The 26,564-nt window shown below is 71.4% G+C and carries 27 protein-coding genes; 17 read left to right on the top strand and 10 right to left on the bottom strand.

Annotated elements, in window-relative coordinates:
- Window positions 1-105 precede the first annotated feature (105 nt).
- Entirely contained in the window at window positions 106-462 is a 357-nt protein-coding gene (locus ACIBTX_RS00355) for a Uma2 family endonuclease (protein ID WP_357130247.1), read from the bottom strand.
- A gap of 151 nt (window positions 463-613) precedes the next feature.
- On the opposite strand from ACIBTX_RS00355, the gene ACIBTX_RS00350 reads away from it, so the two are divergent.
- The 4 genes from ACIBTX_RS00350 to ACIBTX_RS00335 all read left to right on the top strand — a co-directional run bounded on the left by ACIBTX_RS00350 (window position 614) and on the right by ACIBTX_RS00335 (window position 3,893).
- Complete coding sequence (locus ACIBTX_RS00350) at window positions 614-1,357, top strand: M50 family metallopeptidase (RefSeq protein WP_357130244.1); 744 nt, start codon at window positions 614-616, stop codon at window positions 1,355-1,357.
- A 136-nt stretch (window positions 1,358-1,493) separates the two neighbouring features.
- On the top strand, window positions 1,494-2,477 hold the full coding sequence (locus tag ACIBTX_RS00345; RefSeq protein WP_357130241.1) for a 2-dehydropantoate 2-reductase N-terminal domain-containing protein: 984 nt from the start codon (window positions 1,494-1,496) through the stop codon (window positions 2,475-2,477).
- Between the two features lie 62 nt (window positions 2,478-2,539).
- Window positions 2,540-3,040: a SigE family RNA polymerase sigma factor gene (locus ACIBTX_RS00340; RefSeq protein WP_357130238.1), complete on the top strand. Its 501-nt coding sequence runs from the start codon at window positions 2,540-2,542 to the stop codon at window positions 3,038-3,040.
- Complete coding sequence (locus ACIBTX_RS00335) at window positions 3,033-3,893, top strand: hypothetical protein (protein ID WP_396831756.1); 861 nt, start codon at window positions 3,033-3,035, stop codon at window positions 3,891-3,893. The genes ACIBTX_RS00340 and ACIBTX_RS00335 overlap by 8 nt, the downstream gene beginning before the upstream one ends.
- 156 nt (window positions 3,894-4,049) lie before the next feature.
- Here ACIBTX_RS00335 and ACIBTX_RS00330 read toward each other — a convergent pair whose 3' ends face one another.
- Complete coding sequence (locus tag ACIBTX_RS00330; RefSeq protein ID WP_357130232.1) at window positions 4,050-5,633, bottom strand: acyl-CoA carboxylase subunit beta; 1,584 nt, start codon at window positions 5,631-5,633, stop codon at window positions 4,050-4,052.
- Between the two features lie 85 nt (window positions 5,634-5,718).
- Here ACIBTX_RS00330 and ACIBTX_RS00325 point away from each other — a divergent pair, with 85 nt between their 5' ends.
- Together ACIBTX_RS00325 and ACIBTX_RS00320 are read left to right on the top strand one after the other, a co-directional pair.
- Window positions 5,719-6,594: a biotin--[acetyl-CoA-carboxylase] ligase gene (locus ACIBTX_RS00325; protein ID WP_357130229.1), complete on the top strand. Its 876-nt coding sequence runs from the start codon at window positions 5,719-5,721 to the stop codon at window positions 6,592-6,594.
- Between the two features lie 176 nt (window positions 6,595-6,770).
- A complete protein-coding gene (locus tag ACIBTX_RS00320; protein ID WP_357130226.1) occupies window positions 6,771-7,343 on the top strand; it encodes a PH domain-containing protein in 573 nt (190 codons plus the stop codon).
- Between the two features lie 45 nt (window positions 7,344-7,388).
- On the opposite strand, the gene ACIBTX_RS00315 is transcribed toward ACIBTX_RS00320, so the two are convergent.
- The 3 genes from ACIBTX_RS00315 to ACIBTX_RS00305 all read right to left on the bottom strand — a co-directional run bounded on the left by ACIBTX_RS00315 (window position 7,389) and on the right by ACIBTX_RS00305 (window position 9,331).
- The gene (locus ACIBTX_RS00315) at window positions 7,389-8,036 is read right to left on the bottom strand and encodes a MaoC/PaaZ C-terminal domain-containing protein (protein WP_357130223.1); all 648 of its coding nucleotides are present in this window, start codon (window positions 8,034-8,036) and stop codon (window positions 7,389-7,391) included.
- Entirely contained in the window at window positions 8,033-8,731 is a 699-nt protein-coding gene (locus ACIBTX_RS00310; protein WP_357130419.1) for a GtrA family protein, read from the bottom strand. The genes ACIBTX_RS00315 and ACIBTX_RS00310 overlap by 4 nt, the downstream gene beginning before the upstream one ends.
- 63 nt (window positions 8,732-8,794) lie before the next feature.
- The gene (locus ACIBTX_RS00305; protein WP_396832117.1) at window positions 8,795-9,331 is read right to left on the bottom strand and encodes a GtrA family protein; all 537 of its coding nucleotides are present in this window, start codon (window positions 9,329-9,331) and stop codon (window positions 8,795-8,797) included.
- A 442-nt stretch (window positions 9,332-9,773) separates the two neighbouring features.
- Between ACIBTX_RS00305 and ACIBTX_RS00300 the strand changes: the two genes are divergently transcribed.
- The 4 genes from ACIBTX_RS00300 (at window position 9,774) to ACIBTX_RS00285 (ending at window position 15,171) form a co-directional block, all read left to right on the top strand.
- Window positions 9,774-11,624, top strand: coding sequence for a phosphoenolpyruvate carboxykinase (GTP) (locus tag ACIBTX_RS00300; RefSeq protein ID WP_357130217.1), 1,851 nt, complete (start codon window positions 9,774-9,776; stop codon window positions 11,622-11,624).
- 31 nt (window positions 11,625-11,655) lie between these two features.
- Entirely contained in the window at window positions 11,656-12,516 is an 861-nt protein-coding gene (locus tag ACIBTX_RS00295) for a hypothetical protein (RefSeq protein ID WP_357395908.1), read from the top strand.
- 710 nt (window positions 12,517-13,226) lie between these two features.
- Complete coding sequence (locus ACIBTX_RS00290; protein ID WP_357130211.1) at window positions 13,227-14,369, top strand: geranylgeranyl reductase family protein; 1,143 nt, start codon at window positions 13,227-13,229, stop codon at window positions 14,367-14,369.
- A gap of 31 nt (window positions 14,370-14,400) precedes the next feature.
- A complete protein-coding gene (locus ACIBTX_RS00285) occupies window positions 14,401-15,171 on the top strand; it encodes an isoprenyl transferase (RefSeq protein WP_357130208.1) in 771 nt (256 codons plus the stop codon).
- A 5-nt stretch (window positions 15,172-15,176) separates the two neighbouring features.
- On the opposite strand, the gene otsB is transcribed toward ACIBTX_RS00285, so the two are convergent.
- The 3 genes from otsB to ACIBTX_RS00270 all read right to left on the bottom strand — a co-directional run bounded on the left by otsB (window position 15,177) and on the right by ACIBTX_RS00270 (window position 17,028).
- A complete protein-coding gene (gene otsB / locus ACIBTX_RS00280) occupies window positions 15,177-16,001 on the bottom strand; it encodes a trehalose-phosphatase (protein WP_357174995.1) in 825 nt (274 codons plus the stop codon).
- A gap of 67 nt (window positions 16,002-16,068) precedes the next feature.
- A complete protein-coding gene (locus ACIBTX_RS00275) occupies window positions 16,069-16,422 on the bottom strand; it encodes a hypothetical protein (protein ID WP_357130202.1) in 354 nt (117 codons plus the stop codon).
- Between the two features lie 162 nt (window positions 16,423-16,584).
- Window positions 16,585-17,028, bottom strand: a complete 444-nt coding sequence (locus ACIBTX_RS00270) for an XRE family transcriptional regulator (protein ID WP_266248891.1) — start codon at window positions 17,026-17,028, stop codon at window positions 16,585-16,587.
- 264 nt (window positions 17,029-17,292) lie between these two features.
- Here ACIBTX_RS00270 and ACIBTX_RS00265 point away from each other — a divergent pair, with 264 nt between their 5' ends.
- From ACIBTX_RS00265 to ACIBTX_RS00235, 7 genes are all read left to right on the top strand, one after another.
- Window positions 17,293-17,649: a hypothetical protein gene (locus ACIBTX_RS00265; protein ID WP_355048876.1), complete on the top strand. Its 357-nt coding sequence runs from the start codon at window positions 17,293-17,295 to the stop codon at window positions 17,647-17,649.
- 31 nt (window positions 17,650-17,680) lie between these two features.
- A complete protein-coding gene (locus tag ACIBTX_RS00260) occupies window positions 17,681-18,034 on the top strand; it encodes a hypothetical protein (protein ID WP_357130198.1) in 354 nt (117 codons plus the stop codon).
- 432 nt (window positions 18,035-18,466) lie between these two features.
- Window positions 18,467-19,882: a PhoH family protein gene (locus tag ACIBTX_RS00255; protein WP_357130195.1), complete on the top strand. Its 1,416-nt coding sequence runs from the start codon at window positions 18,467-18,469 to the stop codon at window positions 19,880-19,882.
- Window positions 19,883-20,160: 278 nt separating this feature from the next.
- Entirely contained in the window at window positions 20,161-20,835 is a 675-nt protein-coding gene (locus tag ACIBTX_RS00250) for a lytic transglycosylase domain-containing protein (protein WP_357130192.1), read from the top strand.
- 108 nt (window positions 20,836-20,943) lie between these two features.
- The gene (locus ACIBTX_RS00245; protein ID WP_357130188.1) at window positions 20,944-21,597 is read left to right on the top strand and encodes a rhomboid family intramembrane serine protease; all 654 of its coding nucleotides are present in this window, start codon (window positions 20,944-20,946) and stop codon (window positions 21,595-21,597) included.
- Window positions 21,598-21,702: 105 nt separating this feature from the next.
- Entirely contained in the window at window positions 21,703-22,671 is a 969-nt protein-coding gene (locus ACIBTX_RS00240; RefSeq protein ID WP_396831752.1) for an NAD(P)/FAD-dependent oxidoreductase, read from the top strand.
- A 65-nt stretch (window positions 22,672-22,736) separates the two neighbouring features.
- Complete coding sequence (locus tag ACIBTX_RS00235) at window positions 22,737-24,335, top strand: hypothetical protein (protein ID WP_396831751.1); 1,599 nt, start codon at window positions 22,737-22,739, stop codon at window positions 24,333-24,335.
- An 86-nt stretch (window positions 24,336-24,421) separates the two neighbouring features.
- Here the strand turns inward: ACIBTX_RS00235 and ACIBTX_RS00230 are convergent, their stop codons facing one another.
- Window positions 24,422-25,396: a DMT family transporter gene (locus ACIBTX_RS00230; RefSeq protein WP_357130180.1), complete on the bottom strand. Its 975-nt coding sequence runs from the start codon at window positions 25,394-25,396 to the stop codon at window positions 24,422-24,424.
- Window positions 25,393-26,424, bottom strand: a complete 1,032-nt coding sequence (gene glpX, locus ACIBTX_RS00225) for a class II fructose-bisphosphatase (protein WP_357130177.1) — start codon at window positions 26,422-26,424, stop codon at window positions 25,393-25,395. Before glpX ends, ACIBTX_RS00230 begins: the two co-directional genes overlap by 4 nt.
- Window positions 26,425-26,564: the final 140 nt, after the last annotated feature.

Raw genomic sequence — 26,564 nt, 5'->3', positions numbered from 1 at the left:
GTCTATTGACGCCCATCTTTGGAGTTAAGTGCCCTTGATCGCAATAGCTGTAGAGAAAACTTTCATCGATGGGCTGCGATCGTCCGGTGGCGGGAGTCGAACGGATCAGCGCAGCGTGGCCGGGTCGAGCTGCCAGCGGAACGGCTTCGCGATGCTCAACGTCTCGCCGGCCTTGGCGACCTGATCCTCGACGTAGTGCTCGCCGTCGAGCCGGTACAGACGCAGCGAATGACCGTCACCGTCCTGCTCGACCAGCAGGTACCAGGGGATTCGCGCGATCGCGTAGAGCTGCATCTTGACCAGGCGGTCAGCGGCAGCGTTGCCCGGCGAGACGATCTCGCCGACGAGGGTCACCCGCTCGGCGTCCAGAAAGTCGCCATCGTCGTCGATGTCGGTCACGACGAGATCCGGAATGACGACCCGGTCGACGTCGAGCCGGACGTTGATCGCCTCATAGACCAACAGACCGCCAGGATCAGCCCGACGTGGTGTCCCAGGGGTTCCGCGCTCATCAGCCCTCACCTCCCGCTTCACTCGCCACCCGATCAGTCTCACAGGATACGAGCCGGTGCCTCGGCAGCGACCCGGAACGCCGCCGGTAGGCTCGCGCCCCATGATGTCGATCGACGGACTGGGCGAGATGTGGGACACGCTGTTCGGCGCGCAGCCGGACCCGCCCCCGTTGCTGGTGTTGATCACCGCGGCCGTCGCGCTGGTGGTGGTGTCCACCCGGCTGCCCTGGCGGATCGCTCGCAACGCCATCACCATCGCCCACGAGGGCGGGCACGCGCTCGTCGCTCTGCTCACCGGTCGCAAGCTGCGTGGCATCCGGCTGCACTCGGACACGTCCGGGCTGACGCTCTCCGCCGGTCGGCCCACCGGACCGGGCATGATCCTGACACTGCTCGCCGGGTACGTCGCCCCGCCGCTGATCGGGTTGGCCGGCGCGTGGCTGCTCGGCGGTAACCGGATCACCCTCCTGCTCTGGGTCGCGGTGGTGCTGCTGCTCGCCATGCTGGTCATGATCCGAAACGCGTTCGGTGTGGTGTCGCTGCTGGTCACCGGGGCGCTGGTGTTCGCCGTCTCCTGGTACGCGACGCCGCAGGTGCAGGCCGCGTTCGCATACACCGGGGTGTGGTTCCTGCTGCTCGGCGGGGTGCGGCCGGTGGTGGAGCTGCAACGCCTGCGTGCGCGTGGCCGGATGCCCGCCTCCGACGCCGACCAACTCGCCGGGCTGACCCCGTTCCCGGCATTCTTCTGGGTCACGTTCTTCGCCCTGGTCAACCTGGTCGCCCTAATAGCCGGCGCCCTGCTGCTAGCTGGCCCCATCCTCACCGACGCCGGCCTAACCCTCTGACACCGGCCCCGTCCCCGGCCCCCTCCCCGTCGATCATGGAGTTGTGGTGGGCCACCAAAGCCGCAATCCTTATGCATTCGGGCACCATGACTCCATGATCGACGGGGTGCCGCGGGGCGGCGGGCAGAATGGGCCCATGCGATACGTGATCATCGGGGCGGGCGCGGTTGGCGGAACCATCGGCGTACGGCTGGCGCAGGCCGACCGGGACGTGACCCTGGTGGCCCGCGGCGCGCACCTGGACGCGATCCGGGAGCGCGGCCTGACGCTGCGGCAGCCCGACGGCGACGTGACCGCCCGGCTCGCCGCCGTCGACGGCCCGGACGACCGGCCGCTGCCCGCCGACACGGTGCTGGTGCTGACCGTCAAGTCGCAGGACACCGAGGCGGCGCTGGCGACGTGGGTGGACGCTCCCGTCGCCGGCGGCGGGACGGCCGGTGAGCGACTGCCGCTGGTCACCGCGCAGAACGGGGTGGCGAACGAGCGGGCCGCCCTGCGGCTCTTCGCCGACGTGCATCCGGTCTGCGTCTGGCTGCCGGCCACCCACCTGGATCCGGGCGTGGTGGTGGCGAACGGACATCCGCACCCCGGGATGCTCCACATCGGCCGCTATCCGCGCGGCGCCGACGACACCGACCGGGCGATCGCCGCCGACCTGACCGCCGCCGGTTTCGTCGCGCCGGTCCGCGAGGACGTACTGAGCTGGAAGTACGGCAAGCTGCTCAGCAACCTCGGCAACGGCCTTCAGGCGCTGCTCGGGGAGGACATCCCGGACGCCCTCGTCGAACGGGTACGCGCCGAGGGCGTCGCCGCGCTCGCCGCCGCCCGCATCCCGCACACCTCCCCGGCCCAGGAGCGGGCCGAGCGCGGCGACCTGGTCCAGCAGCGCCCGGTCGGGGGCGCCGACCGGTCCGGCGGCTCCACCTGGCAGAGCCTCGCCCGGGGCACCGGCTCGACCGAGGTCGACCACCTCAACGGGGAGATCGCGCTACTCGGCCGGCTGCACGGCGTACCGACGCCAGCGAACGTGGCTGTGCAGCGGGCGGTACGACTGGCCAGCCGGGAGAAGATCGCGGCCGGCGCGTTCCCGCTCGCCGAGCTGGAGAAGATGATCGCCTGAACCGGGCAACCGGAGGCCCCGCACGGCGCGTGTTCCCTGCGACCGACACGGGGAGGTAACGGGTGCCGGACGTCGACGGGTTCGACGAGTTCTACCGGGGGAGCCGACAGCGGCTGCTCGGTTTCGTCTACGCCCTCACCGGCGACCGGGTCGAGGCCCAGGACGCGGTGCAGGAGGCGTACATCCGGGCCTGGCAGCGGTGGTCGACGATCAGCGGGTACGACGACCCGGAGGCGTGGGTACGGGTGGTGGCCAGCCGGATCGCCGTCAGCCGGTGGCGCAGCCTGCGTAGTCGCGCCCGCGCGTACCTGCGGCACGGGGCGACCGAGACCGTCCCCGGGCCGGGCACCGACACCGTCGAGGTGGTCGCCGCCCTGCGCCGGCTGCCCGAGGAGCAGCGCGTCGCCATCGCCCTGTACTACCTGGTCGGCATGCCGGTCGCCGAGGTGGCGCGGGAGACCGCTGCCCCGGTCGGCACCGTCAAGGCCCGTCTCTCCCGGGGGCGTACCGCGCTCGCCGGCCTGCTCGCCGTCTCTGACCTGGAGGAGGCCACCGATGCGTGACGACCCGACGTTCGTCGAACAGATCCAGCGGGAGCTGCGGGACGTGCGCTGGCCTGCCCCGGAGGAGATCCGCGGCAGAGCCCGTCGCCGCAGCCAGCGCAGGATCGTGGTGGCCGGCGTCGTACTGGCTCTCGCCGGGGTCTCTGCCGTGGCGGTCGCCGCCCCGAGGACGTCTCCGCCGCCGTCCCCGCCGGCCGCCGCCCCCTCCGCCTCGCCGACCCGGCACGAGATCACTACCGACGCCCTGCTGCAGCCGGCCGACCTGTCCCAGCAGGTCGAGGTGCAGCTCAGCCAATCGGGGCTGGGCGAGCCGGTCCTGCTGGATCCCATCCTCGGCGCCTGCCGGACGAGCCAGGGGCGCTCCGATGGCTGGGAGTTTTCCATCGTGTCCCGCTCACAGACATTGGTGCCCAGACGCGCCGCGCCGATCCTCACCCAATCGGATGGCCTGATCACGCAGGATCTGTTCCGGCTGACCCCGGACGCGGCCATCCAGCTTCTCGCCACGCTGGACGACGTGGTCGCCCCGTGCGCCGAGTGGACCAGCGTTGGCGAGTACAAGGTGGGTGGCGCAACGGGCAGCGGGACGGCGACGCACCGTTGGGCGGTGGTCCAGCGGGGTTTCGCCGGCGACGGGGCCGCGCTGCTGCGGCACACCGGTACGCAGCCCGTCGACCAGAAGACGGGCGAGCCGATCGGTTCGGCGCCCCGCCCGGACACCACCGCCGTGGTTCGGGTCGGTGACCTGATCACCGTGCTCAGACTGGGGCAGGCCGGCACCGAGCTGGATCTGCGCCGCCTGGCGGAGGTCGCCGCTCGCCGGATGTGCGCCGCCGCCAACCCGGCCTGCTGACTGCCGGCCGCGCGGCGAAGATCCGCACAACGTCGGCGATGTTGCTGCCTCCCGCCGCCGGGAAGCAGCAGTTTCCCCGAAGTTGCGCGGATCAAGCGCGACCACGCCGGAGCACGCCGGAGCGCGACGACGCCAGAGCGCGACCGGGCGCCAGGGTCAGAGCGGGATGTTGCCGTGCTTCTTCGGGGGCAGGGTTTCCCGCTTCGTGCGCAGGACGCGCAGCGCCCGGACGATCTGCGTACGCGTCTCGTGCGGCGCGATCACCGAGTCGACGTACCCGCGCTCGGCCGCCACGTACGGGTTGGCCAGGGTGTCCTCGTACTCGGCGATCTTCTGGGCCCGGACCGCCGCCGGGTCCTCGGCGCCGGCCAGCTCGGAGCGGTAGAGGATGTTCACCGCTCCCTGCGCGCCCATCACGGCGATCTGCGCGGTCGGCCACGCGAAGTTCAGGTCCGCGCCGAGGTGCTTCGAGCCCATCACGTCGTACGCCCCGCCGTAGGCCTTGCGGGTGATCACGGTGACCTTGGGGACGGTCGCCTCGGCGTACGCGTAGATGAGCTTGGCGCCCCGGCGGATGATGCCGTCCCACTCCTGGCCGGTCCCGGGCAGGAACCCGGGCACGTCGACGAAGGTCAGCACCGGGATGTTGAACGCGTCGCAGGTGCGCACGAACCGGGCTGCCTTCTCGGAGGCGGCGATGTCCAGGGTGCCGGCGAAGTGCATCGGCTGGTTGGCGACCACGCCGACCGGGCGGCCCTCCACCCGGCCGTAGCCGATGACGATGTTCTGCGCGTAGAGCGGCTGGACCTCGAGGAACTCCCCGTCGTCCAGGACGTGCTCGATGACGGTGTGGATGTCGTACGGCTGGTTGGCCGAGTCCGGGATGAGCGTGTCCAGCTCACGGTCCTCGTCGGTGACGTCGAGATCCGCGTCAACGGAGAAGACGACCGGCTCGTCGAGGTTGTTCGACGGCAGGTACGACAGCAGCGCCTTGACGTAGTCGACCGCGTCGTCCTCGTCGTTGGCGAGGTAGTGCGCGTTGCCGCTGCGGGTGTTGTGCGTACGGGCCCCGCCCAGCTCCTCCATCCCGACGTCCTCGCCGGTGACCGTCTTGATCACGTCGGGGCCGGTGATGAACATGTGGGAGGTCTGGTCGACCATGACGGTGAAGTCGGTGACCGCCGGGGAGTAGACCGCGCCGCCGGCGCAGGGCCCCATCACCAGCGAGATCTGCGGGATGACGCCGGACGCCCGCACGTTCCGGAAGAAGATCTCCCCGTACCGGCCGAGCGACACCACGCCCTCCTGGATGCGGGCGCCGCCGGAGTCGTTGATGCCGATCACCGGGCAACCGATCTTCATGGCGAGGTCCATCACCTTGACGATCTTCTCGCCGAAGACCTCGCCGAGCGAGCCGCCGAAGACGGTGAAGTCCTGGGCGAAGACGCACACCTGCCGGCCGTCGACCGTGCCGTAGCCGGTCACCACGCCGTCGCCGTACGGGCGGTTGCGCTCCAGCCCGAAGGCCGTGGACCGGTGCCGGGCCAGCCCGTCCAGCTCAACGAAGGAACCCTCGTCGAGCAGCATGTCGATCCGCTCGCGGGCGGTCTTCTTGCCCCGGGCGTGCTGCTTCTCGACCGCGCGCGCCGACCCGGCGTGCACCGCCTCGTCGACCCGGCGCTCCAGGTCCGCCAGCTTGCCGGCAGTGCTGTGGATGTTGGTCCCGGTCTCGGTAGTCACCCAGGGAATATAACGATGGTTCAGGTGGGAGCGTCTGTGCAGTACGCCTCAACGCCGGCACCGCTCGCCGCCGTAGGCTGACGGGATGCCGGGCTCCCCGTACACCGATCTGGACCGACCGCCGCTGTCGGCGGCCCGGCTGCGGCGCGCGCTGGTCGCGCCGAACGGACCGTGGGCCCGCCTGGAGCTGCACGCGGAGACCGGCTCCACGAACGCGGACGTGTCCGAGGCCGCCGCCACGGGCGAGCCGGAGGGGCTGGTCGTGGTCGCGGAGCGGCAGACCGCCGGGCGAGGTCGGCGCGGCCGGGTCTGGCAGTCGCCGCCGCGCGCGGGCATCGCCACCAGCGTCCTGCTGCGGCCCGGCGAGGCCGTGCCGGACCGCGACTGGGCGGCGGTTCCACCCACGGGGTACGGCTGGCTGCCGCTTCTCGCGGGCGTCGCGCTGGTCGAGGCGGTGGCCCGGCTGGCCGAGCTGGACGCCGCTCTGAAGTGGCCCAACGATCTGCTGATCGGCGACGCGAAGTGTGCCGGTGTGCTGGCCGAGGCGGTGCCGGGGCGCTCGCCGGCCCAACCGCCCGCCATCGTCCTCGGCATCGGCCTCAACGTGACCCTGCGGGCCGACGAACTGCCGGTGAACCCGACCGGGTTGCCGGCCACCTCGCTGCAACTGGCCGGCGCGGCGGCCACCGACCGGGATCCGCTGCTCCGGGCGCTGCTGCGCTCGGTGGCGGACTGGTACGACCGCTGGCGCACCGCCGGCGGGGACGCCGAGGCGAGCGGCCTGCGCGACGCCTACCTGGCGTCCTGCGCGACGATCGGTCGCGAGGTACGGGTCCTGCTGCCCAACGGCGAGACCCAAACCGGCACCGCAACCGGCATCGACGCTGACGGCCAACTCCAACTAACCACCCCCACCGGAACCCGATCCATCGCCGCCGGAGACGTCCTCCACCTGCGCTAGCCCTCCCTGCGCGGCGATCTTGCACTTTCTGTCGTGGCGTATCGGGCTCAAGGCCGCGTAACGGCGACCGAAAGTGCAAGATCGCGGAAGCTCGGGTGGGGCCGCGTGGCGGATGTCGCCGAGTGGCCTTCGGGGATTACGGTCGGCGCGTCAAAGAAAAGGCGTTGGAGGTTGTCGTGGCGTTCCCCGAAGACGTGCTCACGAAGGACGAGCACGTCGTGCTGCACCTACACCCGCACTGGAAGGCTCTGGTCCGGCCGATCCTGGTGCTGGTCCTCGCCATCGCCGCCGTGGTGGTCGGCGTGCTCCTGCTGCCCGAGAGTTCCGGCGGTTCGATCGCGTTGGCCGTGATCGGCGCGATCGGCCTGGTCGCGGTCCTCTGGCTCGGTCTGTGGCCGTTCCTGGTCTGGCGTACCACCCATTACCTGTTCACCAACGAGCGCGTGCTGTTGCAGCAGGGTGTGTTCTCCCGGGACCGGCGGGACCTCCCGCTCACCCGGATCAACGACCACTCGATGAACCAGCACTTCTTCGAGCGGATGCTCGGCTGCGGCACCCTCACCATCGAGTCCGCCGGCGAACGCGGCCAGTCGGTGCTCAAGGACGTACCGGGGGTCGGCCGGGTGCAGACCACCCTCTACGAGCTGGTCGAGGCGCAGCACGACAAGCACTCGCTGGGCGACGGGGAGATGCGCGACATCCTCGCCGACATGCGCGAGGGCAAGCCGTTGCGCGACACCACGAGCTGAGCCGATCGGCGCTGACCACTCCGGCCCGAGGACGGGTCGGAGTGGTCAGGTGTGCTGACCGGCCCCGGCCGCCGCCGGGCCCGCCGCAGCCTGTTCCGCCGCAGCCGGCTCTACTCCAGCCGGCTCTGCCCCAGCCTGTTCTGGCGGAGCCGGAGCCGGATCGGTCGAGGACGGCCCGGCCTCGGGGTCTGTCTCGACCGGCCGTAGCGCGAACCAGCCACGGAAGCGGGTCCGCAGCACCTCCTGCTCGGGCTGGTTGTCCGGGCCGAGGCGGAGCATGGTGCCGGTGAGGATGACGGTGCCGAGCCCCGCGCGAGCGTCCGAGGGGCGTGCGCCCATCACGTCGACCCGGACGGCGAGACGGTCACCGGCCCGGACCGGGGCGAGCCACCGCAACTCCTCCAGGCCGGGGGAGGCGTCCGCCGCCGCGCGGGACAGCAGGTGATCGACGTACGCCCGCATGAACAGGCTGACCGTGTAGAAGCCGCTGGCGATCACCCCGCCGTACCGACTGGCCTCGGCCAGCTCCTGGTCGACGTGGTACCACTGCGGGTCGAAGCGTCGGGCGAAGGCCCGCATCTCGTCGCCGTCCACGGTCACCGTCCCGAGGTCGACGGTGAGCCCCGGAACGAGGTCCTCGAAGAACAGCTCGGCGGCCGCTCCGGTGCCGGAGCGGGGGGCGGGAGCCGTCACCGGCGGGGTGCGCGACGCGTGCCGGCGTGCAGCTCCGCGGCGAGTTCCGCGTCCAGGTCGGCGGTCATCGGCCGCCCCTGCACGGGAGCGGCGCCGGTCGGGCCGGGTGTCGGGCCGGGCCGGTCGGCGGACTGCGCCTCTTCCAGCTCGGAGACCGATTCGGCCAGCTCGGCGACCGGGTCCATCTCGGCCATGGTGTCCCACTCGTCACGCGGGATGTCGTGCCAGGTGGGCTCGGTCTTCGTGGCGTCCGCGGCCGGTGCGACGGGCTGGAAGACGAAGGTGCGGTACGACCAGAACCGGAACAGGGTGCCCAGCAGGACACCGGCGGTCTTCGCCACGTTCAGCGCCAGCAGGCCGTGTACGCCGAGGCCGTACTTGGCTGCGGCCACCGCGCCCAGTTCGATGAGCAGGCCGGCACCGTTGAACAGGAAGAACAGGACGTACTCCCGGCGAAGCGCCGATTTCGGGCGATCCCGGTACGTCCAGTGACGATTCATCAGGTACGACGTGATCGTCGCGACGAGGGTCGCGATCACGTTCGCCTTCAACTGACCGTTGACGAAAACGGTAAGTGCAAGGACATTGAACACGGCGTAATTGATGACGGTGTTCACACCGCCGACGATGCCGAATTTGAGCGCCTCGTGGATGAACTTCTGCCAGCGCTCAGGCAGCAGACGGACAAGACGCATGCGAAACACCTTAGGGCAGTCGGTGAAGCCGGCGATCACCGGCCGGACGAGGTGGGCGGCAGGTCACGCCCCGTGATCCCGGTCGTGTTCCACCTGCGGAACGACCGGTGTTCCCGCTTCGACGAAGACGAACCGCCGGTAGGACCAGAATCGGAACAGCGTCCCGAGGCCGGTGCCCACGACGAAGCTGGCGATGTTGTCGGCGAGCTGCGTCTGGAACACCGCCGGCCAGATGCTGCCGAGCCCGTACCGGCTGATCGCGAGGCAGCCCACCGCGATCCCCAGGCCGACAGCGTTGAAGAAGAAGAACAGCGCGTACTCCCGCGCCGGGTTGCTGCGTTGGCGGTGCCGCCAGGTCCAGAAGCGGTTGCCCAGGAAGGCGAAGGTCGCGGCGATCACGGTCGAGATCGTCTTCGCCGTCACCTGCTCCATGCCGCGCGCGGTCGTCAGGTAGTTGAAGAGCGCGAAGTCGACGAGGAAGGCAATCCCGCCCACCGTGGCGAACTTGCTCAACTCGCGCACGAGGTGACCGAAACGGTCGAGCAGTGCGCGGACCAGACCCGGTCGGGTCTGCCGGGGGCCCGGTTGCTCCCCGGTCATCGTGGCGGCCACGGGGCGAGCCTACCGGCTGTGGACGTGTCGGCGGGGGAGCAACGGCGAGGGGGACATCGTCGCCTATGGCGGCCCTGTCAGTCGGTGTGCCGCCGTTGAACGCAGCGTAACCAGAAGGGAGGACTGACGCGGCTCGGAACGGGAATCCGCGAACCGGTCGGCAGGGTGGGTTGACGGCCCGACCGCAACACGCGTCGACCGGGGGTGCACAACAAGATTTGCGTGAAACTGCGCAGGAAAGCGGGTATCAGATCGTGATGCCGCAGCGTGGCCGTACCTTGTGCAGTTCTTCACAACCAGTCCCACTGACTCGGAAGGCTGACCGGTTTACGCTGAGCCCAATCCCAGGTTTCCACGAAGGCGGCGCTTCGCGTCGCTGAGACTCGTGCATCCCATAGATCGGTCAGCGTCGACCACAAGGAGATGTGTCATGGTTGCTCCGGCTGTAGTGCGGGGTATCGATCAGGCCCCGACGTCCCATCCGAAACTGCTTGCCTGGGTCCGTGAGGTCGCGGAACTGACCACCCCCGACCGGGTCGTGTGGGTGGACGGGTCCGACGAGGAGTGGCGCCGCCTCACCGATGAGCTGGTCGAGGCCGGCACCCTCATCCGGTTGAACCCGGAGAAGAAGCCGAACTCGTTCTACGCGCGCACCGACCCGTCCGACGTCGCGCGGGTCGAGGAGCGCACCTACATCTGCTCTGTCGACGAGGCGGACGCCGGCCCCACCAACAACTGGATGGCGCCGGCCGAGATGAAGCGGACGATGACCGAGCTGTACCGCGGCTCGATGCGCGGTCGCACCATGTACGTCATCCCGTTCGTGATGGGCCCGGTCGAGGCCGAGAGCCCGATGTTCGGTGTCGAGATCACCGACAGCCCGTACGTGGTGGCGTCGATGCGCATCATGACCCGGATGGGCGCGGCGATCCTCGAGGCGATGGGCGACGACGCGGACTTCGTGCACGCGCTGCACTCGATCGGCGCCCCGCTCGCTCCGGGCCAGCAGGACGTGCCGTGGCCCTGCAACGAGACCAAGTACATCTCGCACTTCCCGGAGACCCGCGAGATCTGGTCGTACGGCTCCGGGTACGGCGGCAACTCGCTGCTCGGCAAGAAGTGCTACTCGCTGCGTATCGCCAGCGTGATGGGCCGGGACGAGGGCTGGCTCGCCGAGCACATGCTCATCCTCAAGATCACCTCGCCGGAGGGCAAGGTCCACCACATCGCCGGGGCCTTCCCGTCCGCCTGCGGCAAGACCAACCTGGCTATGGTGGAGCCGACCATCCCGGGCTGGAAGGTCGAGACCATCGGCGACGACATCGCCTGGATGCGGTTCGGCCCGGACGGCCGGCTCTACGCGGTGAACCCGGAGTACGGCCTCTTCGGCGTCGCGCCCGGCACCGACTGGAAGACCAACGCCAACGCCATGCGCACGCTGGACCGCGGCAACTCGGTCTTCACCAACGTGGGCCTCACCGACGACGGGGACGTCTGGTGGGAGGGCATGGGGGAGCCCCCGGCGCACCTGATCGACTGGAAGGGCAACGACTGGACGCCGGAGAGCGACAGCCTCTCCTCGCACGCGAACAGCCGGTTCTGCACCCCGATCACGCAGTGCCCCATCCTCGCCGACGAGTACTTCGACCCGAACGGCGTACCGATCGACGCGATCCTCTTCGGTGGCCGCCGCAAGGACACCATTCCGCTGGTGACCGAGGCTCGCGACTGGGTGCACGGCGTCTACATGGGCGCGACGCTCTCGTCCGAGACGACGGCCGCCGCGTCCGGCGCGGTGGGTGTGGTCCGCCGCGACCCGATGGCCATGCTGCCCTTCATCGGCTACCACGCGGGCGACTACTTCCGGCACTGGATCGAGATGGGCAAGGGCGCCGACGGCGACGAGGCCAAGCTGCCGAAGATCTACTACGTCAACTGGTTCCGCAAGGATCCGGACGGCTCGTTCCTGTGGCCGGGCTTCGGCGAGAACTCCCGGGTGCTCAAGTGGATCGTCGAGCGGATCGAGGGCACGGCCGACGCGGTCGAGACCCCGGTGGGCATGGTCCCGGCGCAGGACGCGCTCGACGTCGAGGGACTGGACATGACCCCGGAGGACGTCCGGATCGCGCTGAAGGTCGACCCGGACGAGTGGCGCAACGAGCTGCCGATGATCACCGAGTGGTTCGAGAAGTTCGGTGACAAGCTGCCCGGCGTGCTGTGGGCCGAATTGGACGCGCTGCGCGCCCGACTGGACGCGGTACAGCCCCAGCGCCAGGTGTGAACATCGCCCGCCGCGGGCAACAACGGATCCCATGAGGACGGCCGCCGAGACCGAGGTCCGGCGGCCGTCCGCCGTCCGCGCGCTCACCCTCCTGCTCGCGACGACAGCGGCGGCCACCGTCGTGGTCGAGCTGCTCAACTGGTGGTACGCCCCGGAGCAGGGCTTCGGTCTGGCCGTACGCACCGGCTGGGCCATGCTGCGCTCGTTCGGCTTTCTGCTGCTGATCGGGCACGTGCGCAGGGGCCGGACGGTGGCCCGCCCGTTCGGGTTGATCCTCGCGGTCACCACGATCTTCGCCGTTGGCCGGCTGATCGTGCCCCGGCAGGGAGTGCCGCCGCTGCCGGGACTGCTCGGCTTCGCCGCGCTCAGCGCGCTGTGTGTGGCGGTGGTCTGGCTGCTCTACCGCTCGTCGGCGCTCGCCGGGCACCTGGTTCGGCACCGGCCCCGACTGGTCATCGACAAGACCGGCATCTCGTGGCGGGAGACGCCGCCGCGTCGGCCGCAGGCGAGCGCGTGGTTGTTGACCAGCCGCGTGGCGGCGTTCACCTACAGCCCGCTGATGCTGGTGCCGGCGCTGGTGGCCGGGGGTGCCATCCTGGACAATCGCCTCTCCGCCGTGCCGGCCGTGCTGTTCTGGTTCGGCGCCGGCATCGCGGCCAGCTACGCCGTGCTGTTCTGCACCGCGTTCCTGATGCGCGGCAAGGACTGGGCGCGGGGCCTGCTGATCGTCGTCACGCTGGGCGTACTCGCGGTGGACCTGCCGCTGTGCTGGTGGCTGCTGGGCCTGGACGGCCTGATCCGCGACGGCGCCCCGCTGGTGGCCGCCGCGGCCCTGGCCCTCTACGGCCTACGCCGGGCGGCGCGGGCATCCGACGCGGCCATCCCCGCCTGAGAGCCTGCGCGCGTGCCGGCGAAGCGGTCGGTGGGGCTGGCCGGTCGGTGGGGCTGGCCGGTCGGGCTGGCGGGGTTGGTGCGAGCCCTGTCGAGTTGCCCCAAATATGGGCCGCCGGCGGCGCTCGCTTAGCCCTGGCGGCAGCGCGCCGTCGAGCCATCGGAGGCGCGGGGCTGGCGGGGTTGGTGTGAGCCCTGTCGAGTTGCCCCGGATATGGGTCGCCGGCGGTGCGGCTTAGCCTCGGCGGCAGCGCGCCGTCGAGCCATCGGAGCCCCTGCCCCATCTATGGGGCAGCTCGACAGGCAGCGCAGTAGACGGCACGGGTGCCGGAGCCGATCCGCCGGTCCACGCGTCGGCGGGCAGGCGGCAGAGCGGCAGCCGCGTGGGCGGGCGGCAGCGGTGTGTGGCGGGCGGCAGCCGTGTGGGCGGGCGGCAGCAGTGTGGGCGGGCGGCGGCCGTCTGGGTGGCAGCGGGCGGCAGCGGTGCAGCAGAGCGGCAGCCGTGTGGGCGGGCGCCAGAGCGGCAGCCGTGTGGGCGGGCGCCAGAGCGGCAGCCGTGTGGGCGGGCGGCAGAGCGGCAGCCGTGTGGGCGGGCGGTCAGGGGGCAGGATGACGGGTGACGTCGGTCACCGTGGCCGGTGTCGACGGCCCAGGTGATCGCCGGGCGGGACGGGTACGAGCCGTGCCGCCCCGGTCGGAGGGAGGCGCGCGGTGAGCGACGAGTTCGACGTGGTGGTGGTCGGTGCCGGGCCGGCCGGGGCGGCCGCCGCCCTGACGGCCCGCCGGGCGGGTGCCAGCGTGTTGCTGCTGGACCGTGCCGATTTTCCCCGGGACAAGGCGTGTGGCGACGGGATCGCTGCGCACTCGGTGGACGTCCTCAACGAGTTGGGCGTGACCGAGGCGGTGGCCGGGTACGCCCCGCTGCCCGCGCTGCGGATGGTCGCGCCGGGCGGCCAGGCGGTGGCTCGGGCGCTGCCCCGGCCGGCGTACACCGTGCCCCGGGAGGTCTTCGACGCGCGGCTGGTGGCCGCGGCGGTGGCCGCCGGCGCGCAGTTGCGTCGGCACAGCGTCCGCCGGGTCCAGCCGCGTGGCGACCGGGTGGTGCTCGACGGAGAGCTGTCCGGCCGGGTGGTGGTGGGCGCGGACGGCGCCGGGTCGGTGGTGCGCCGGGCCCTCGGCCACCCCGTCAACCCCGACCGGCACCTCGCGCTGGCCATCCGTGGGTACGCGCCCGCGCTGCCCGGCCCACCCGAGCAGCTCATCGTGACCTCCAAGGCGCGCTGGCCGGCGTACGCCTGGTCGTTTCCGATCGGCGACGGGCGGGCGAACGTCGGGTACGGGGAGGTGCTGCGCGGCGAGCCGCTGAGCCGCGCCTACCTGCTGGATCGACTGGCCGCGCTGCTGCCCGGCACCGACCTGTCGACGGTGACCGCGTTGCGCGCCCACCACCTGCCGCTGTCCACGCACCGGCCGGCGCCGGGTCGGGACCGCACCCTGCTGGCCGGCGACGCCCTGTCGCTGATCAATCCGTTCACCGGGGAGGGCATCTTCTACGCGCTGCTCTCCGGAGCGTTGGCCGGGGCCGCTGCGGCTCGGGAACCGGAGGCGGCGGCCCGCCGCTACGCTGCGGGTCTGCGTCGCCGCCTCGGCACACACCTGCGCCACAGCTCGGTGGCCGCCTGGTTGGCGCGGCGGCGACGAGTGGTCGACGCCGCGGTCCGGGCGGCCCGTCGGGACGACCGGGTGTTCGACGACGTGGTCGAGTTGGGGCTTGGCGACGGGCGGCTCACCGCCCGTACGCTGGGCATGATCGGCATCGAACTGTCCGGCGGGGATCGCCCTCCGAAGGGGTGATCCGGCGGGCGGGTCGCTACGCTGCTAGGTGATGACGCTGCGGAACCTTATCTACTCCGTGTACGAGCGCCGGCTCACCGCGAAGCTCGCGGGCAAGCCGGTGCCCCGGCACGTCGGGGTGATGTGCGACGGCAACCGCCGGTGGGCCCGCGAGATGGGCTACGTCGACCCGAACGACGGGCACCGGGTCGGCGCGGCGAAGATCAAGCATGTCCTCGGGTGGTGTGACCAGGCCGGTATCGGCCACGTCACGCTCTACCTGCTCGCCACCGACAACCTGCGCCGCCCGGCCAGCGAACTGGACCCGCTGCTGCAGATCATCGAGGACCTGGTGGTGGAGCTGGCGGAGGAGGGCAACCCCTGGCGGCTGCGCATCGTCGGCGCGCTCGACCTGCTGCCCGCCCAGACCGCCGCGGCGCTCAAGGGCGCCGAGGAGCGTACCCGGGACCGCAGCGGCGGCGCGGAGGTCAACATCGCGGTCGGCTACGGCGGCCGGCGGGAGATCACCGATGCCGTCCGCTCGCTGCTGCTGGAGCACGCCGCATCCGGCGGCACCCTCGAGGAGTTGGCTGAGGTGCTGGACGTCGAGCACATCGCCGAACACCTCTACACCCGTGGCCAGCCCGACCCCGACCTGGTCATCCGTACGAGTGGGGAGCAGCGACTGTCCGGGTTCATGCTGTGGCAGTCCGCGCACTCGGAGTTCTACTTCTGCGAGCTGAACTGGCCGGATTTCCGGCACATCGACTTCCTGCGGGCGCTGCGCTCGTACGCCACCCGCCAGCGCCGCTACGGCGCCTGACGGCCTCAGGGCAGCTGGTCCAGGGCCCGGGTCAGGAAGTCACCCAGCGCGGCCGGTGACTCGATGGTGAGGTCGGCCGCGTCGGCCACCTCCTGGCCGGTCTCCGGGTTGGCCACGGCCACACAGACACCGAAGAAGTCCGGGTCGCCCTCGGCGCGGGCGCGTAGCGCCGCGAACGCCTTGATGTCGGAGACGTCGTCGCCGAAGTACCAGGCGCCGCTGGCGCTCTGGACCACCTCGCCGATCACCATCCCCTTGTCCCGGTCGACCGGTGGCTTGAGCTCCAGCACCATCCGACCGGCCTGCACCCGCAGCCCCAGGCGGTCGGCCTGCGCCTGACCCCACTGCTGCACCGTCGCACCGAGCTGCGGGGCCGTACGCCAGTGCAGCGCGACGGAGAGCCGCTTGAACTCGACGAGGGCGCCGGGTGGCAGCTCCTCGCGCGCCAGGTCGGCCAACTCGGCCATGGTGGGCACCCAGGGCAGGGCGGTGGGCTCGGTGACGGTCTCACCACCGGAGTGGCTGTGCTCCAGGCCGTAGAGGCCGTACAGGTCCACGCCGCTCAGCTCACCGAGGCGGTCGCGGAGGAACTCGACGGGCCGCGCGGAGACGATCGCGATCCGCCGCACCACCGGGGCCAGCGCCTCGATCGCGGCGAGCGCGTTCGGCGCGGGACGGACCGCCGTCGGATCGTCGTCGACGGGCGCGAGGGTGCCGTCGAAGTCGAAGAAGAGCACGGTCCCACCGGCCCGGCCGGCGGTTATCTGCCAAGCCTGGTCGGCGTTCAACGGGGTCCTCGGCTGGTGGTTGCCCAGATTCAACGGCGGCACGCGCGTCAGCGTACCCCGGCGTTGGAGGCTCATTCCTGGCCGAGCGGACCCACCCGGCGGCGCTCGGTCAGCGTTCGGCGGCTCCTCGTCCACGGCGTCCGAACGGCACCACCGCCGCCTCCTGTCCGTGGCTGAGCAGGTAGCCCTCCACGAACCCGGTGTTTCGATCCCCGGTGTGGGTCTCGATTTCGTTGAGGCGTGCCACCAGGAACTCGGTGAGCGCGCTGAGCCGGTCGTTGAGCCGCTCGTGCAGTTCCGCGACGACGGCCAGGATGACCGCCGTACCGGCGCTGGTGAGCGCGAGAAGGTTGACGAGCAGCGGCAGCTGCCCACCGTTGACCGCGAGGGTCACCACGTTGCCGGTCGCCCACAGTGTCATCGACACCGTGGCGACCACGACTCCCCACCACTTCAGGGTCATGGACAGACCCCTCCTTCTGTCCCGCAGGGCTAGGTTCGGCCTTGTCCCGTCCCCCCGCCGATGACGAGCCCAAGCAGTACGAATAGGGACGCTAGCGTGCCCGTTCCTGCCCCGGAGCGAAACGAATGAACCTGACCAGGCGTTCTTTCGCCATCTGAGGAACTACCCGGCTTGATTGCCTCTATTTCGGACATCGACCGGCAGCGTTGGGCGGTATGCGAGGTATCTAATGGTTTCGCGGATGTGGAACTTCTCCGCGTCCGACACGTTCGGGTCGACCAGGCGGCGCAGCAGGGCCTCCACGTCCGGGTCCATCGGAGGGGCCGGCTGTCCGGCGCGCGGGCCGCTGGCGGTGCGGTCCCAACCCAGCGCGGCGAAGGCGGCGGCGGGGTTCAGCCCCAGGCCCTCGCAGAAGGCGACCACCCGTTCGGCCTCGGGGTCGCTGGCCCAGTCGCCACGGACCCACCGGTTGATGGTCTGCCGGGAGACGCCGGTACGCCGGGACACCTCGGTGCCGCTCCAGGCGCGCGTGGCCCGCGCCTCGTCGAGGGCGCGCCGAACGAAGGTGGCGAAGGCGATTTTTCGCGCGTTGGCCGTCTCGGTCACCCCGTGACGGTACGACCAGCCGTCAGCGGATGTTTGCCCAGGCACGCTGCTGTCACGCGGACGTGACGGCGCTCTCGGATTCGTAACCAACGATCCAGCGCCGCTTTCGAGGGGTGTCACCCGGGCAGAATAGATGCCCGTCGTGGCGAATGTAAGGGGACGAAAAGCTGATACTGTCACGCTCATGGGACAATCTACGGTGTGTCACGTGCATGAGACGACTGGTGCTCACATGCGTCACGCCCCCGGTGCCGAGGGGGTGTGGTGACCGAGCTCGCCACCCGAGCCCAGGCCTTCGGGCTGATCGCCGAGGGAGTGGCAGCGGGGCTGAGTGCCCCGTGGCGCCTCTACCTTGCCCGAGGTTGCCGATACCTGTCGCTGAGCGTCGGCGACCGCACCGAGTGGAACGCCTGGCGTACCCACCTCGGCTGCCCCGAGTTGAGCGTCCGGGTCTACGACGCCGGCGGGGAGATCCGTCGATCCTCGGTCGCCGAGGTCGTGCTGGACGGCTGTCGGATCACCGTCGAGCTGGTCGAGGAGGTCAGCACCGACGACCTGGACCGGCTGCTGGTCGCGGACCCCACGGCCGACCCCACCACGGTCGAGCCGGAGGAGCGATGAGCCGGCGTCCGGGCCGGGCGGGGGGCGCCCGATGAGCCCGTTCCTCGTGGTCTTCCTCGTCCTGGTGCTCGGCGCCACCAGCTACGCCGCCGGTCGCCTGCACGGCCAGCTCAGCTACCGCATCGGCTATCGCTTCGGTTACCGCCAGGGTTACTTCGACGGGGACCGGGGCGCCTGGAACCGCCGCCGTCGCGACGCCCAGGCGGCGATCGCCTCCGCGTTGTCGGTCTCCTCCCCGGGGGCCGTCCGCTCCGCCGGCACGGTCGTCCGCCCCGACGCGGTGACCCGCCCCGGCACCACCTACACCGGCTCGTCGTTCACCGCGCCGGCTGCCCCGATCACCGGGCGGCACCCGACCGGCACGCTCGTTCGACGAACCGGCTGAGCCGGCTGGCGGGTCGCCTCCGAGCGTCCCGCCGACCGGCACGCGGGAACGCGGTGCGTCGTCCGCGGCGGACACGCACCGTCGGGGCCACGTCAGACCGGTGGCGGCGGCCCCGCCGGCCGGGATGCGCGCAGGGGGCATGCATCCCGGCCGGCTCGCCGCGCCCGGCCGCCACGGTGCCGGACGCCGCGCGTCGTCCCGCGCCGGCTCGTCGGTCCGGCGCTGTTCACACGGCCGTCTCCAGAGATCCACGATCGCCCCTAGCCGGGACGGTCCTGCGCCGCTAGCGTCTAGGCATGGCGCGGGGTTCTCCCGAGCCAGCCGGTCCACCCGGATCTGCGACCTCGCGCACGGGGTTCCGCATCCGACCCCTCCGGGCACCGGACGAGGCGGAAAACGGGTGGCCGGGTGCCCATCCGTCGGAGCAGGCCTGTGACGACTCGCCGTACCACCGCCGGTGCCGACCAGACCCCGGCCGCGACTGCCACGACCCGCCGCGCCGCCCGGAGCCGCCGTGCGGCGGACGCCGCGCCGGCCGAGAACAAGGAGCCCCGACCAGCGGGGCAGGCCTTCGTTCTCGACACCTCCGTGCTGCTGTCCGACCCGGCGGCGTTCCACCGCTTCGCCGAGCACGAGGTGGTGCTGCCACTGGTGGTCATCACCGAGTTGGAGGGCAAGCGGCACCATCCGGAGCTGGGCTGGTTCGCCCGGCAGTCGTTGCGGATGCTCGACGAACTGCGCATCCGGCACGGCCGCCTCGACCGACCGGTACCCGCCAACGACGCGGGCGGGACGCTGCGGGTGGAGCTGAACCACACCGACGACGGCGTACTGCCCCCCGGGTTCCGCACCGAGAGCAACGACGCCCGGATCCTGTCGGTGGCGCTCAACCTCGCCGCCGAGGGGCGGGACGTCACGCTGGTCAGCAAGGACATGCCGCTGCGGGTCAAGGCCGCCTCGGTGGGTCTGCGCGCCGACGAGTACCGCCACGGTCAGGCCAGCGACCCGACCTGGACCGGCATGTCGGAGATGGAGCTGGGCGAGGAGCAGATCGGCCAGTTGTACGCGGGCGAGACGCTCGACCTGGACGAGGCGGCCGGGCTGCCCTGCCACACCGGGCTGGTGCTGCACTCGGCGCGCGGCTCGGCGCTCGGACGGGTGCTGCCCGACAAGTCGGTCCGCCTGGTCCGGGGCGACCGTGAGGCGTTCGGGCTGCACGGCCGCTCGGCCGAGCAGCGAATCGCCCTCGACCTGCTGCTCGACGAGACGATCGGGATCGTCTCGCTGGGCGGCCGGGCTGGCACCGGCAAGTCGGCGCTGGCGCTCTGCGCCGGCCTGGAGGCCGTGATGGAGCGTCGCCGGCACAAGAAAGTGATCGTCTTCCGCCCGCTCTACGCCGTCGGTGGTCAGGAGCTGGGCTATCTGCCCGGGTCGGAGTCGGAGAAGATGTCGCCCTGGGCGCAGGCGGTCTTCGACACGCTCGGCGCGGTCGTGCACGAGAACGTGCTGGAGGAGGTCACCTCGCGGGGCATCCTCGAGGTGCTGCCGCTGACCCACATCCGGGGGCGCAGCCTGCACGACGCCTACGTGATCGTGGACGAGGCCCAGTCGTTGGAGCGCGGGGTGCTGCTCACCGTGCTGTCCCGGATCGGGCAGGGGTCCCGGGTGGTGCTCACCCACGACGTGGCCCAGCGGGACAATCTGCGGGTCGGCCGGCACGACGGTGTGACCGCGGTGATCGAGGCGTTGAAGGGCCATCCGCTCTTCGCCCACGTCACGCTCAGCCGTTCGGAGCGGTCGCCGATCGCCGCCATGGTGACCGATCTTCTCGAGGACATCCCGCAGTGATGGGGGTTTTGTAGCATTTCGTCCCTATTCTAGGTGTGGCGCAGATCACAAACGGCGCGGTCGGTTTCCCATGTGCCTCACTGTGCGCGATGGTGTCCCACGAGCGCCCACGCACCACAGGCATCGTCGGTGATCGCTTGCCCGAGGTCAGGGCGGCATCAGTGGCGATCGGTGCGTCGGCGCGACCGGCTCACCGGTCGGGGCGCTCACGGCACGGCTGAGGGCTGACGTGGCCCGGCGCCGCGCCGTGTCCTTGCCCCCGACGAAGGGACCACTTCGTGAGTCGGCTGTGGAGCCGGTTGGGTGCCCGTACGGCCGCTGTCGCGTTGCTCTCCGTGGGCGTCGCCGGTGGCTTCTACCTGGGCGAAGACCGGGAAACTCAGCAGCAGGGCCTGACCGCGCAGGTCGGCGTCGAGGTCGACCGCGTCGACTTCGCCTACCAGCGCGAGCGCCAGGCCAGCCACCAGGTCGCGTTCGCGCGGCAGCGGGCCGCCGAGTACCAGGCCAAGCTGCGGGCGGCCCAGGCGGCCAAGGAGGCCGCTGAGCGGGCCCGCAGGGCCGAGGCCGCCGCCGCGTCGCGCAAGCGCGAGCGGGAAGAGGCGGAGAAGGCCGCCAAGCCGTACGACGGGCCGATCCCGGCCTCCTGCGCCGAGTACAGCGGCAACCGCAAGATCGGTTGTGCGCTGATGCTCGAGAAGGGCTTCGGCATCGCCGAGTTCCCCTGCCTCGAGAAGCTCTGGACCAAGGAGAGCGGCTGGAACCACAAGGCCGCCAACCCCATCGGCGCGTACGGCATTCCGCAGTCACTGCCGGGCAGCAAGATGGGCACGGTCGCCGACGACTGGCGCACCAACCCGGCCACCCAGATCATCTGGGGCCTGGGCTACATCAAGGGCAAGTACAAGACGCCCTGTGGCGCCTGGACCTACTTCCAGAACAACAATCACTACTGACGACGTACGACGGCGGGGCGGGTGGGCGACCACCCGCCCCGCCGTCGCGCGTAACCCCGGTCAGGACGTGAGTGGCGGTCGGCCCCTTTTGCTGATAGCAGTTGGGGGGTGAGCCTGCATCCGCCAAGCGGCGACCCGTTCCGGTTCGGCACCGAGGCGTTCTACGCCGCCCTCGGCCGGGCCTTCGTCGCCATGTGCGCGGTGGTCCCGTTCCTCTTCCTCATCGAGGCGATCGACCAGGGGCTCGCGTTCGGCCTGGACGCGACCGCCGGCATCATCCCGCACCGCATCGACGGCCTCGACGGTGTCTTCTTCTCGCCGTTCCTGCACCACGGCTTCGACCACCTCTACAGCAACAGCATCCCGCTGATCCTGCTGGGCACCTTCGTGCTGGCCGCCGGCGCCCGGCGGTTCCTGTGGTCGACCCTGGTCATCATCCTGGTCTCCGGCCTCGGGGTCTGGTTCACCGGCTCACCCAACTCGGTGGTGGTCGGCGCGAGCGGGGTGATCTTCGGCTACCTGGGCATCCTGCTCACCCGCGGCATCGTCGAGCGCAGTTGGTGGAACTTCGCCGTCTTCCTGCTCGTCGGCCTGCTCTACGGCTGGCAGCTCGTCGGCATCCTCCCCACCGACGAGCGGATCTCCTGGCAGGGGCACCTGTTCGGGTTGCTCGGCGGCGTGGTGGCCGCGATCCTGTTCCGCCGCCGCCGACCCACGGTGGACGGTCCGGACTACTCGGGATCCACCCTCAGCCTGCCCTGACCTGCTTGTCGGCGCGCCCCTGGGACATGCTTGCCCGACCGCCGCGCCCCGCCTACCGTCGAGATCAGCACGCGTTGATCCGCGAGCGGAAAGCGACGGTACGCCATGCGCGAGGTCGATGTCGCCGTGATCGGAGCCGGTCCCGCCGGCCTCTTCGCCGCGTACTACGCCGGGTTCCGGGGCCTGTCCGTGGCGGTGATCGACGCCCTTCCGGAGCCGGGCGGCCAGGTCACCGCCATGTACCCGGAGAAGCTGATCCTCGACGTGGCCGGCTTCCCCGCCGTCAAGGGTCGTGACCTGGTCGCCAACCTGGTCGCCCAGGCGGCGCCCTTCGCTCCGCGGTACCTGCTCGGCACGAGGGCCGAGAAGCTGTCGTACACCGATGACCGGCCGGTGCTCGGCCTGGCCGGCGGTGAGCAGCTCGGCTGCGGCGCGGTCGTGGTCACCGGCGGGCTCGGCAGCTTCAGCCCACGGCCGCTGCCCTGCGCCGACGGCGCCCCCGGTGCCGGCATCGTCTACTTCGTGACCGACCCGGCCGAGCTGACCGACCGGGACGTGCTCATCGTCGGCGGCGGCGACTCGGCCTTCGACTGGGCGCTGGCCCTGCAACCGCTGGCCCGCTCGGTGACCCTCGTGCACCGTCGGAAGAAGTTCCGGGCGCACGCCTCGACGGTCGCCCGGGTGCTGTCGCTGCCGGTGCGGGTGATCGTGAACGCCGAGGTCACCCGCCTGATCGGGGACGCTGAGGTGACTGGCGCCGAGGTGACCGTGCGCGGCGGCGCGGCCGAGACCCTGCCGGTGGACACGGTTGTCGCCGCCCTCGGCTTCACCGCCGACCTTGGCCCCCTCGCCGAATGGGGGCTCCGGCTCGACCGCCGGCACATCGTGGTGGACAGCGCGATGGCGACGAACCTGCCGAGGGTCTTCGCGGCCGGCGACATCACCGAGTACCCGGGCAAGGTGCGCCTGATCGCCACCGGCTTCGGCGAGGCCGCCACGGCCGTCAACAACGCGGCGGTCGCCATCGACCCGAGCGCGCACCTGTTCCCCGGGCACTCCTCCGACGTGGGCTGACGGTCGGTATCGCACACTGACCGGTTCGTGTCCGGTTCGAGACGGGTCGAATGGACCCTGAGGGAATGACGGGGACCGGGAAGGCACGTGATGGCGCACCCACGACGCTGGCCTGGCTCTGCCACCCGACGACTCTGCTCGCGCTCGTCCTCCTGGTCCTCAACGACCGGCTGTGGAAGGCGGCGTATCCGGGCCTGGTGACGGGCAAGCTGAGCGACCTGGCGGGCCTGGTGCTCGCTCCGCCGCTGGTCGCGGTGCTGCTCACGCTGCTGGCGCCGCGGCTGCCGGCCCGCAGGGCCGCGCTGGTCGGCCTGGTCGCGGTGGGCGCCGGATTCGCGGTGGTCAAATCCAGTGGGTACGCCGCTGAGCTGGCCTCCTCGGCCTGGACCGCACTGGCGGGACCGTCACTGGTCCGGGCCGACCGGACCGACCTGTTCACGCTGCCGGCACTCGGCCTGGCGTGGTGGAGCTGGACGCGGGCGCGGAGACGACCCGTGCGGCACCGGACGGCCCGGCTGGTCCGGTTGCTGGTGGTCCTGCCACCGGCGGTGTTGGCGGTGGCCGCCACCAGTGCGGCCTGGTTTCCGTACGCGCTGGGTACGACGATGCTTGACGGCCGTCCGGCGATCTCGGTCGGCGAGGGCTCCGAAGACGCGTCGTTCTGGCCGGACGACCCGGCCGACGGCCAGTGGGCGGTCAGCAACGACGGGGCGGTGACCTGGCGAAACGCCACCGTTGACGAGACGGGACGGCTGAACAGCCAGGACTCCCCGCGTCAGCGGGCGTGTGCGCCGGAAGACCCACGGCGCTGCTACCGGGTGATACCGGGGCACCTTCGGGTGGAGCAGAGCGACGACGCCGGCGTGACCTGGCAGGTTGCCTGGGAGGTGCCGGACCCGCGGCGCGACGCGTTGGCCCAGCGCTATCCGGCCCCCGGCGACGCCCGCCGTCACTTCTCCTCCCGGGAACTGGTCGTCTATCCACACCTGGGCGGCGGCCACGAGGTGCTGGTCGCGAACGGTCGGGACGGCTTCCTGCGTCGCCTGTCGGACGGCGGGTGGCGGCGCGTCGGGTTCCTCGGTGAGCAGCCGTCCGCGACTGGTCCGCCCGAACTGCCCCCGCTGCGCGACGGCGGGCGGGTCCAACGCGGGGTCGACGTCTGGCTCGCGTTCGGGCTCGCGTTGCTGCTCGGCTGCGTGGTCACCGTATTCGCCGGTCATCTGGCGATCCGACGTGGCGGCGGCGGTCGCGGGTGGGGGATCGCCGGTGCCGTCACGATCGTGCTGGCCGGACTCGTGCTGGATGCCAGCTGGCCCCGGGTCGACGCGACGAGCGTCGTGGTCACGGTGCTGTTCCTGGTCGTGCCGTTGGGCGCGCTGGCGGCGGGCGCGCTGCTTCTCGTCGCGTGGCTCAACTTTGCTCCGGGACACTGGGTCGGGTTGGCCGTGGGTGACCTGCTGCTCACCGTGATCCTGGCCTCGCTACCGCTGGCCGGCTGGGTGAACGGCACACTCGGGCAGACCTGGGTGGCCGTCGCGCTGGCCGGGCTGGCCACCGTGCCGGGCCTGCTGCTGGCGGTCCGGCTCGCGAGGCTGGCCGACCCGGCCCGCGAGGAGAATCGGCGCGACTCGCCGCCCTACCCGCCCTACCGGGTTGCGCCTTGATCCACTCGGGTTCTTGAACATCGGGGCGTCGGAGGCGGTGGGACAGCGCGGTTTCGATGAACCAGAGTGGATCAAGCTGCCAACGGTCACGGCTGGGCGGCGGGTGGGGCCAGGGCGGTTATCAGCACGGCCACCAACGTCAGTGCGGCCCCGAGCAGGCTGTTCACGCTGGGGTGCGAGGCCGCTGTGGGCAGCACCAGATCCAGCAGTACGGCCCCCACGATCTGGCCGGCGATGGTGGCCAGGCCGAGCAGCAGCACACCTGTCGTCCGCACGATCGCGGCGGCGATCGCGATGAACACGATGCCGATCGGGCCGCCCAGGTAGAGCCACGGTTCGTTCGGCGCGTGACCGGTCGGCCAGCCGCGTACGGCGATGTCGACCGCGAACGCGACCAGCAGGGTTGCCGTGCCCACGGCGAAGTTCACCAGCGTGGCGGTCAACGCGCTGTCGGCCGCCCCCCGGACCTGCCCGTTCACCGCCTGCTGCCAGGCGATGCCCACCCCGGCCAGCAGGGGCAGCAGCGCCAGCGCCAGCCCGCCCGGATCGCCGAGCCGGTCACCGACCGCCAGGACGACCGCGAGCACCGTGAGCACCGCGCCGGCCAGGCGCTGTCGGGTGACCGGCTGCCGACCGGTCGGGCCGATGCCGGCGCGGTCGACGGCGAGGCTGCTACCGGACTGGCCGGCCACCACCGCCACGGTGAAGACCGCCACCCCCAGCGAGCCGATGGTGAGCCCCTGCGTGGCCACCAGCAACGCCCCGCACATTCCCCCGAGGCACTGCCACGGGCGCAGCGTGCCGGCCGTGAGGGCCCGCCGTACGGCGAGCAGCCCTCGCCGCCCGCCAGGGGTTGCCGGCACCAGCACCAGCAGCACCACCAGGCCCAGCCCGAAGGAGACCACCGCGGCGGCGAAACCATCGGCCAGGCGTACGCCCAGCTCGCCGTTGATCCGAGACTGCGCCGCCACCGCGACCCCGGCGACCGACGCCAGCGCGACACCGATGATCCGGCGGGTGGCTGGCAGGGTCGGCGGAGCCGCGGTGCCGGTGCCGCTCACTCCTGTTCGGCTAGCGGGCGACCGTCGAAGTCGACCGCGGAGTAGAGCGCCAGCTTCTCCAGCCGGTGGTACGAGTCGATGACCCGGATGGTGCCGCTCTTCGAGCGCATGACGATCGACTGGGTGTACGCGCCGCCGGCCCGGTACCGCACCCCGCGCAGCAGGTCACCGGAGGTGACACCGGTCGCCACGAAGAAGCAGTTGTCCCCGGTGACCAGGTCGTCGGTGCCGAGCACCCGGTCCAGGTCGTGCCCGGCGGCGAGGGCCTTCTCCCGCTCCTCGGCGTCGCGTGGCCACAGCTTGGCCTGCATGGCGCCACCCATGCACTTGAGCGCGCAGGCCGAGATGATGCCCTCCGGGGTGCCGCCGATGCCCATGAGCACGTCGACGTCCGACTCGCCGCGGGCCGCCAGGATGGAACCGGCGATGTCGCCGTCGGAGATGAACCTGATGCCCGCGCCGGTCCGGCGGATCTGGGTGACCAGGTCTTCGTGGCGGCTGCGGTCCAGCACGCAGACGGTCACCTCGGAGACGTCGGTGCCCTTGATCTTGGCGATCCGGCGCAGGTTCTCGCTGACCCCGGCGTTGATGTCGATCACGTCGACGTACGCGGGACCGACCGCGAGCTTCTCCATGTAGAAGACCGCGCTGGGGTCGAACATCGCGCCTCGCTCCGAGACGGCGAGCACCGCGAGGGCGTTCGGCATGCCCTTGCTCATCAGCGTGGTGCCGTCCACCGGGTCGACCGCGACGTCCACCTCCGGGCCGGTGCCGTCGCCGACGTGTTCGCCGTTGAAGAGCATCGGGGCGTTGTCCTTCTCGCCCTCGCCGATCACCACGACGCCGCGCATCTGGATCGAGTTGATCAGTTTGCGCATGGCGTCGACAGCGGCGCCGTCGCCGCCCTCCTTGTCACCCCGGCCGACCCAGCGGCCGGCGGCCATCGCCGCGGCCTCGGTGACCCGGACCAGGTCGAGGGCCAGGTTGCGGTCGAGATCCTGTGGGATCCGGGTCCTGGTGTTCGTCATGACGGCTGCTCCTCCTCGCGACGGTGCGGGGACGGCCGGCGGCGAAGTGGCGTCGCTGCCGGCTTTGTCGCTGATCCTCACACGATGGCCGACCGAGCGCGGGTGCGGGGCGGTGATGGGCCGGATACCGCCGGTCGGGC

Source organism: Micromonospora sp. NPDC049359 (genome assembly GCF_044466585.1).
Lineage (GTDB): Bacteria > Actinomycetota > Actinomycetes > Mycobacteriales > Micromonosporaceae > Micromonospora.
Note: the sequence above shows the minus strand (reverse complement) of the source record. Positions and strands in the feature narration are given on the sequence as shown.